Genomic DNA, 7,797 nt, shown 5'->3' on the forward strand with positions numbered 1-7,797 from the left:
GAACCCGGTGCGCGCACCGGGCGTCGACCCGGCGCTGCCCGTCAAGGCCGAGAAGGCGTACGAGTGGCAGGGCTACGATCCGGCGGCCAACACCGCCGACTACACCCCGTTCGCCGAGCACCCGCACTCCAGCGGCCAGGACTACTACGTGTCCTGGAACAACAAGCAGGCCCAGGGGTACGCCTCCGCGGGCTTCGGGCTCAGCGCGGTGCACCGGGCCGATCTGCTCGACGAGCGGGTGTCGAAGCTGGTGGAGGAGGGCGGCGTGACCCGCGCGTCCCTCACCCGGGCGATGGCCGACGCCGCACTCACCGATCTGCGCGGGGAGCAGCTGCTGCCCGAACTGCTGAAGGTGATCCGCTCCCAGCCGGTCACCGACCCGGATCTGAACGCGGTGGTCCAGCAGCTGGACTCCTGGCGGGCGGCGGGCGCCCAGCGCAAGGAGAGCAGCCCGGGTTCGCACGCGTACACCTACGCCGACGCGGTACGGATCATGGACGCCTGGTGGCCGAAACTGATCGACGCGGAGTTCAAGCCGGGGCTCGGCGACGACCTGTACGGGGCGCTGACCGCCAACCTCGCCACCGACGAGTCCCCGGCGGCCAGCCACGGGCCGAGCGGCGCGCACAGCGGTTCGGCCTTCCAGTACGGCTGGTGGGGCTTCGCCGACAAGGACCTGCGCCAGGTGCTGGGGCAGCCGGTCAAGGGGCCGCTGGCCAGGACCTACTGCGGCAACGGTGATCTGAGCAGCTGCCGCGCGGCGCTGCTGTCCACGCTGAAGCAGGCGGCGGCGGTACCGGCGGCCGAGGTCTACCCGGCCGACGACACCTGCAAGGCCGGTGAGCAGTGGTGCACCGACTCGATCATCCACCGGGCACTGGGCGGGATCGGGCAGAAGGCGATCCACTGGCAGAACCGCCCGACGTACCAGCAGGTGGTGGAGTTCCCGGCGCACCGCTGAATTCCAGCCCGTCCGGCGCCTGAGGACACAACAGGTCGCCGGGCGGGGCCGCGCACCCGGACCCGCCCGGCACCGTCTCACCGGTACTGGAGATACCGCTTGCGCACGGAGCGGAACGCGGCGAGATCCTTCGCCCACGCCCCCACGACCTCGTCCGTGTCCGCGCCCGCGTCGATCATCGTGCGGACCCGGGTGTTGCCGGTGAGCTTGTCGATCCAGTTGTCCGGTCGCCAGGCGAAGCCGCTCCACGTCTGTTTCGCCGTCACCAGCAGGGCGATGCCGGTGCGGACCGGGTCGAAGACCTCCCGGTCCCGCACGTGGACCTGCACCCCGCCCACCGTCCTGCCCTGGAACTTGGAGAACGTCGGCGCGAAGTACGCCTCGCGGAAGGCCACCCCGGGCAGGTCGAGGGCGTTCGCGGCGGCCGCCCACGTGTGGTCGATCCCCTCCGCGCCGAGCAGCTCGAACGGCCGCGTCGTGCCGCGCCCCTCGGAGAGGTTCGTGCCCTCGAACAGGCAGGTGCCCGAGTAGACCAGCGCGGTGTCGGGCGTCGGCATGTTGGGGCTCGGCGGCACCCACGGCAGCCCGGTCCCGTCGAAGAAGTCCGAGCGTGACCACCCCGACATCTTCACGATCTCCAGCTCGGCCGGACGGTCCGCCAGGAACTCCCCGTTGAACAGCAGCGCGAGTTCGGTGACCGTCATGCCGTGCGCCTGGGCGATCTCCCGGCGGCCCACGAAGGTGCCGAAGGCCGGATCGAGGACCGGCCCGAGAGCCGCCCGCCCGGACACCGGGTTCGGCCGGTCCAGGACGACGAACTTCTTGCCCGCGAGGGCCGCCGCCTCCATGCAGTCGTACAGCGTCCAGATGTACGTGTAGAAGCGGGCGCCCGCGTCCTGGATGTCGAACACGATCGTGTCGACGCCGGACGCCGTGAAGACGTCGGCCAGCGGCTGCCCGCTCTTGAGGTAGGTGTCGTAGACCGGAAGGCCGGTCGCCGGGTCGTCGTACCGGCCCTCGGAGCCGCCCGCCTGCGCGGTGCCGCGGAAGCCGTGCTCCGGGCCGAAGACGGCCGTCAGGTTCACCCGTGCGTCCGGGTGCATCACATCGACGATGTGGCGGACGTCGGAGGTGACCCCGGTCGGATTGGTGACGATGCCGACCCGTTGGCCCTTCAGCAGCGCGTAGCCGTCCGCCGAGAGCCGGTCGAAGCCGGTACGGAACCGGCCGTTCCCGCTCCCGTGTCCGCCCGGGTGCTGGTTGCCGTGCGAGGGGCGGGCCGCTGCGGGGCCGGCCGACGCGGCCGTCGCCGCGAGGGCTCCGACGGCACTGCCGGCGGCCAGCAAACCACGTCTGGTCAGGCTCATTCGGCTACCTCCATGATCGCGACGTCTGTCATGGTCACGCACGCTAGCGCGCACACGGGCCGCAGGGAACGAGCCGGACGGGACGGATGTGACGGGAGTGATGCACGAGTGGCGCCAGCCTCTTCCCCGACGACATACCGACTGGTTAGTCTGCTGGTGCAGTCGGCTGAGAGAGGCGGGAGCGATGAGTACGGTGAAGGGCGCGGGCGTCGTGGTCACGGGGGCCGGAGGCGGCATCGGAGCCGCGCTGGCCCGCAGATTCGCCGCCGCGGGCGCGCGGGTCGTGGTCAACGACCTCGACGAGGGCAGGATCACGGCGCTCGCCGAGGAGATCGGCGCCACCGCCGTCGCCGGTGACGCCTCACGGATCGTCGACGCAGCCCGGGACGCCCTGGACGGCACGGTGGACGTCTACTGCGCCAACGCGGGCCTCGCCTCGCCCGGCGACGTCTTCGCCGACGAGGAGGTCTGGGCCGCCGCCTGGGACGTCAACGTGATGGCCCACGTCCGCGCGGCCAGGGCGCTGCTCCCGGACTGGCTGGCGCGCGGCAGCGGCAGGTTCGTCTCCACCGCCTCGGCCGCCGGACTGCTCACGATGATCGGCGCGGCGCCCTACAGCGTCACCAAGCACGGCGTGGTCGCCTTCGCCGAATGGCTCGCCCTCACCTACGGCCACCGCGGCGTCAAGGTCCACGCGATCTGTCCGCAGGGCGTGCGTACCGACATGCTGACCGCGGCCGGATCGGCCGGGGAGCTCGTGCTCGCCCCCAGCGCCATCGAGCCGGAGGAGGTCGCCGACGCGCTCTTCGCCGCCATGGCCGAGGACCGCTTCCTCGTCCTGCCGCACCCCGAGGTCGCCGGGTACTACCGGGCCCGGGCCAAGGACACCGACCACTGGCTCGGCAGCATGAACCACCTCCAGCAGAAGTGGGAGGAGACCGGCGCATGACCGAGTCCATCTACGCAGCGAAGCCCTGGATCCCGCTGCTCAGCGAGGCCCAGCGGACCCCCGTCCACCCGGCCGCGACCCTGGTGCACGCCTTCCGGGACTCCGTCGGCCGCGCCCCGGATCACCCCGCCCTCGCCTACTTCGACGGGCGCCTCACCTACCGCGAGACGGAGGAGCTCTCCGACTCCGTGGCCGGCCACCTCGCCGCCCGGGGCCTGCGGCGGGGCGACCGGGTCGCGATCATGCTGCAGAACTCGCCGCAGTTCGTCCTCGCCCTGCTGGGCGCCTGGAAGGCCGGGGCGACGGTCGTCCCCCTCAACCCGATGTACAAGTCCGGCGAGGCCGGCCATGTGCTGAAGGACGCCGAGGTCTGCGCGCTGATCTGCTCGGACCGGGCCTGGGAGGCCTATCTGCGGGACACCGCGGCAGCCGCCCCGGCCGTCCGGATCGCCGTCACGGCCTGCGAGCTGGACTTCCAGACGGAGAACGACGAGCGGGTGCTGACATTCGACAGGCTGCCCGTCGCCGACGACGCCGACGATCTGGTGGCCGTCGCCCGGCAGGGCCTCGCGGCCCCCGCCGGCCGGGAGCTCACCGCCGCCGACGTGGCGCTCATCAGCTACACCTCCGGGACCAGCGGTACCCCCAAGGGCGCCATGAACTCCCACGGCAACATCATGGTCAACGCCGAGCGCCAGCGCACCGGTCACCCCATCGCCGAGGGCTCCGCCTACTTCGCCCTCGCCCCGCTCTTCCACATCACCGGCATGGTGTGCCAGCTGGCCGCCTGTCTCGCCAACGCCGGCACCCTCGTCCTCGCCTACCGCTTCCACCCCGGCGTGGTCCTCGACGCCTTCGCCGAGCACCGCCCCGCCTACACCGTCGGCCCCTCGACCGCCTTCATGGCGCTCGCCGCCACCCCGGGCGTCACGCCCGGGCACTTCGCCTCCTTCCAGGTGATCTCCTCGGGCGGCGCACCGCTGCCGCCCGCACTCGTGGAGAAGTTCCGGGCGGCCTTCGGCCCGTACATCCGCAACGGCTACGGCCTCACCGAGTGCACCGCGCCCTGCGCCTCCGTACCTCCCGAGCGCGAGGCCCCGGTGGACCCGGTGTCCGGCACCCTCTCGGTCGGCGTGCCCGGCCCGGACACGGTGGTGCGGATCATCGACGAGAACGGCGCGGACGTGCCCTTCGGCGAGCAGGGCGAGATCGCGGTGCGCGGCCCGCAGGTCGTCTCCGGCTACTGGCGGCTGCCCGAGGCCACCGCCGCCGCCTTCCCGGACGGCGAACTGCGCACCGGCGACATCGGCTTCATGGACCGCGAGGGCTGGCTCTACGTCGTCGACCGCAAGAAGGACATGATCAACGCCTCCGGCTTCAAGGTCTGGCCGCGCGAGGTCGAGGACGTCCTCTACACCCATCCCGCCGTCCGCGAGGCGGCCGTCGTGGGCGTCCCCGACGCCTACCGGGGAGAAACGGTCCGGGCCTACGTCAGCCTGCGGCCCGGTTCCTCGGTGGAACCGGACGAATTGGGTGCGTACTGCAAGGAACGGCTCGCCGCGTACAAGTACCCGCGCGAAGTCGAGATCCTGGCCGAACTTCCCAAGACGGCAAGTGGGAAGATCCTGAGGCGGGAACTGCGTTCACCCCGCTAGAACCGGTTCACGCACCGCACGGAAGGAAGGTGGCGGCTATGGCCAAGGCGACGGACGGGAGCGGTACCCCCGTTCCCCAGCGGCTGCTCGCCGCCGCCACCCGGCTCTTCGCCGAGCAGGGGTACGACCGCACCTCGGTCCAGGAGATCGTCGAGGCGGCAGGCGTCACCAAGGGCGCGCTCTACCACTACTTCGGCTCCAAGGAGGACCTCCTCCAGGAGGTCTACGCCCGGGTGCTGCGGCTCCAGCAGGAGCGCCTCGACGCCTTCGCGGACGCCGACGCGCCCGTCGAGCAGCGGCTGCGCGACGCAGCGGCCGACGTGGTCGTCACCACCATCGAGAACCTCGACGACGCCTCGATCTTCTTCCGCTCGATGCACCATCTGAGCCCCGAGAAGAACAAGCAGGTACGGATGGAGCGCCGCCGCTACCACGAGCGCTTCCGCGCCCTGGTGGAAGAGGGACAGCGCAGCGGGGTGTTCTCCACGGCCACCCCGGCGGACCTGATCGTCGACTACCACTTCGGCTCGGTCCACCACCTGTCCACCTGGTACCGGCCGGACGGTCCGCTCACCCAGCAGGAGGTCGCCGACCACCTCGCGGACCTGCTGCTGCGCGCGCTGCGCCCGTAGGCCGGCGGCAGACGGATGAACGAGAAGCCGGCCTCCCGGACGAACGGTGCCGTCGTCGAGCTGCGACCCCACACGCCGGCGAGCCTGGATCCGCTGCTGCGGTGGAAGAACGACACCGAGATCCAGCGGCTCAGCGGCGACGAGACGCACGCGTTCACCCGTGAGGAGGTAGCCGCGACGCTGGAGCGGTGGATGCGTCCCAGCGACGGCATCGTCCACCTCGCGATCGGGCTCGCCGGCCGCGCGGAGCCCATCGGCTTCCTCCACCTGGCCCTCATCGAACGGGCCCACCGGCGGTGCCGGCTGGGCATCGTCATCGGTGAGAAGGACCTGTGGGGGCGCGGCTACGGGCAACTGGCGGCGGCACGGGCCGTCGACCACGCCTTCCACGTCCTCGGCCTCGACCGGATCACCGCGGAGGTCTTCGCCGACAACCCGCGCTCCGTGCGGATGTTCGAGAGCCTGGGCTTCGTGCGCGAGGGCGTCATGCGCGAGAGCATCCAGCGCGACGGGCAGCGCGTCGACGAGCTGATCTTCGGACTGCTGCGGCACGAATGGGCCGGGTCGGGAAGCGACCGGGACGCGCGCCGCTGAGGGGCCGTGTCCGGCCCGCGCCCCCCTTCAGGAGCCATCGCGGGCCAGCCGCTCCAGCAGCGCCACCGCCGTCGGGTTGCGCGGCCGGGGTGCCCGTCCCGCCAGCACCACAGACCGGTCCCGGCCCGGAAGTCCATGAACGGCTCGTCGGCGAGGTCCTTGATCAGGGTGCGCCCCGCCCTCGCCAGCCGGTGGCCCGGGGCCCCGTTCGAGATTGCGGACGGACGTGCTCAGCGCGGACTGCACGATCAGTTCGGCACGGGCGGCCGCGGTGAAGCTGCCGTGCGTGATCACCGCCATGAAGTGGCGGAGCCGGCGTATCTCCATCCATCCACGTGATCGATCGCAGCCAGCCAATCCATCTGTTGGACCGGCCGCGAGGACGGGGTGAAGCTTGATACATGGCGCACATCCAGGGTTCGTCCCATGTCCCCGCCCTGTGGACCGTGGCCTACGGGCCGCACCGGCTCCGGGGCGTCCGTCTCCTCGCGCGGTGCCTGCTGCGGGTGCGGGCCTTCGCCCGCGAACTGGCGCTCGCCGACCACGTACCGTACGGCGGCTACTGAGCGATGCCGGGCGGGCCCGCACCGGGGTACGGGCCCGCCCGCACGGCCCCTACAGGTACTTCTTGATCTCGCGCCGCGCCAGCGACCGCTGGTGCACCTCGTCCGGGCCGTCCGCCAGGCGCAGCGTCCGCGCCGCGGCCCAGAGTTCGGCCAGCGGGAAGTCCTGGCTGACGCCGCCCGCACCGTACAGCTGGACCGCCTGGTCGAGGATGGAGACCACCGCACGCGGGGTGGCGATCTTGATGGACTGGATCTCGGTGTGTGCACCGCGGTTGCCCACCGTGTCCATCAGCCAGGCCGTCTTCAGCACCAGCAGCCGCAGCTGCTCCACCGTGACACGGGCGTCCGCGATCCAGTTCTGCACCACGCCCTGCTGGGCGAGCGGCTTGCCGAAGGCGTTGCGGGACACCGCGCGCCGGCACATCAGCTCGATGGCGCGCTCGGCCATGCCGATCAGCCGCATGCAGTGGTGGATACGCCCCGGTCCCAGCCGCGCCTGGGCGATGGCGAAACCGCCGCCCTCCTCGCCGACCAGGTTCGCCGCGGGCACCCGCACGTTGTCGAAGACCACCTCGGCGTGGCCGCCGTGGTAGTGGTCCTCGTAGCCGTACACCTTCATGGCGCGCTTCACGGTCAGACCCGGGGTGTCGCGCGGGACGAGGATCTGCGACTGCTGGCGGCGGATGTCGTCGCCGTCGGGGTCGGTCTTGCCCATCACGATGAAGATCGCGCAGTCCGGGTTCATCGCCCCGGAGATGTACCACTTGCGGCCGTTGATGACGTAGTTGTCGCCGTCGCGGGCGATCCGCGTCTCGATGTTGGTCGCGTCCGAGGACGCCACCTCCGGCTCCGTCATCGCGAACGCGGACCGGATCTCACCGGCGAGCAGCGGTTCCAGCCACTGCTTCTTCTGCTCGTCGGTGCCGAACTGGGCGAGCACCTCCATGTTCCCGGTGTCCGGCGCCGCGCAGTTCAGCGCGGTCGGCGCCAACTGCGGTGAGCGGCCCAGGATCTCGGCCAGCGGGGCGTACTGGAGATTGGTCAGCCCGGCCCCGTGCTCGGCGTCCGGCAGG

At 71.6% G+C, this 7,797-nt stretch carries 8 protein-coding genes and 1 pseudogene; 6 read left to right on the plus strand and 3 right to left on the minus strand.

Annotated elements, in window-relative coordinates; all coding sequences use genetic code 11:
- On the plus strand, positions 1-961 hold a 961-nt coding region (locus J1C73_RS09335), incomplete at its 5' end, for a penicillin acylase family protein (RefSeq protein ID WP_207315920.1).
- A 77-nt stretch (positions 962-1,038) separates the two neighbouring features.
- Here J1C73_RS09335 and J1C73_RS09340 read toward each other — a convergent pair.
- Positions 1,039-2,328 (minus strand): exo-beta-N-acetylmuramidase NamZ family protein, encoded by a 1,290-nt coding sequence (locus J1C73_RS09340; RefSeq protein WP_207315921.1) that lies wholly within the window; start codon positions 2,326-2,328, stop codon positions 1,039-1,041.
- Between the two features lie 184 nt (positions 2,329-2,512).
- Here J1C73_RS09340 and J1C73_RS09345 point away from each other — a divergent pair, with 184 nt between their 5' ends.
- From J1C73_RS09345 to J1C73_RS09360, 4 genes are read left to right on the plus strand one after another with little or no spacing between them, the layout of a single operon-like run.
- Complete coding sequence (locus J1C73_RS09345; protein WP_207315922.1) at positions 2,513-3,277, plus strand: SDR family oxidoreductase; 765 nt, start codon at positions 2,513-2,515, stop codon at positions 3,275-3,277.
- On the plus strand, positions 3,274-4,932 hold the full coding sequence (locus J1C73_RS09350; protein ID WP_207315923.1) for a class I adenylate-forming enzyme family protein: 1,659 nt from the start codon (positions 3,274-3,276) through the stop codon (positions 4,930-4,932). The genes J1C73_RS09345 and J1C73_RS09350 overlap by 4 nt, the downstream gene beginning before the upstream one ends.
- A 38-nt stretch (positions 4,933-4,970) precedes the next feature.
- Positions 4,971-5,564: a TetR/AcrR family transcriptional regulator gene (locus J1C73_RS09355; RefSeq protein WP_123468809.1), complete on the plus strand. Its 594-nt coding sequence runs from the start codon at positions 4,971-4,973 to the stop codon at positions 5,562-5,564.
- A gap of 15 nt (positions 5,565-5,579) precedes the next feature.
- Complete coding sequence (locus tag J1C73_RS09360) at positions 5,580-6,158, plus strand: GNAT family N-acetyltransferase (RefSeq protein ID WP_123468807.1); 579 nt, start codon at positions 5,580-5,582, stop codon at positions 6,156-6,158.
- 195 nt (positions 6,159-6,353) lie between these two features.
- Here the strand turns inward: J1C73_RS09360 and J1C73_RS35925 are convergent.
- Positions 6,354-6,485: pseudogene (locus tag J1C73_RS35925) on the minus strand (LysR family transcriptional regulator); the annotation flags it as partial.
- 74 nt (positions 6,486-6,559) lie between these two features.
- On the opposite strand from J1C73_RS35925, the gene J1C73_RS09370 reads away from it, so the two are divergent.
- Complete coding sequence (locus tag J1C73_RS09370) at positions 6,560-6,724, plus strand: hypothetical protein (RefSeq protein ID WP_164494590.1); 165 nt, start codon at positions 6,560-6,562, stop codon at positions 6,722-6,724.
- 49 nt (positions 6,725-6,773) lie between these two features.
- On the opposite strand, the gene J1C73_RS09375 is transcribed toward J1C73_RS09370, so the two are convergent.
- On the minus strand, positions 6,774-7,797 hold a 1,024-nt coding region (locus J1C73_RS09375; protein ID WP_207315924.1), incomplete at its 5' end, for an acyl-CoA dehydrogenase family protein.

Source organism: Streptomyces laculatispora, assembly GCF_017353455.1.
Taxonomy (GTDB): domain Bacteria; phylum Actinomycetota; class Actinomycetes; order Streptomycetales; family Streptomycetaceae; genus Streptomyces; species Streptomyces laculatispora.

Coding starts and splice junctions, on each gene's coding strand:
- J1C73_RS09340 (WP_207315921.1), bottom strand. CDS start 2,328: ATGAGCCTGACCAGACGTGGTTTGCTGGCCGCCGGCAGTGCCGTCGGA.
- J1C73_RS09345 (WP_207315922.1), top strand. CDS start 2,513: ATGAGTACGGTGAAGGGCGCGGGCGTCGTGGTCACGGGGGCCGGAGGC.
- J1C73_RS09350 (WP_207315923.1), top strand. CDS start 3,274: ATGACCGAGTCCATCTACGCAGCGAAGCCCTGGATCCCGCTGCTCAGC.
- J1C73_RS09355 (WP_123468809.1), top strand. CDS start 4,971: ATGGCCAAGGCGACGGACGGGAGCGGTACCCCCGTTCCCCAGCGGCTG.
- J1C73_RS09360 (WP_123468807.1), top strand. CDS start 5,580: ATGAACGAGAAGCCGGCCTCCCGGACGAACGGTGCCGTCGTCGAGCTG.
- J1C73_RS09370 (WP_164494590.1), top strand. CDS start 6,560: ATGGCGCACATCCAGGGTTCGTCCCATGTCCCCGCCCTGTGGACCGTG.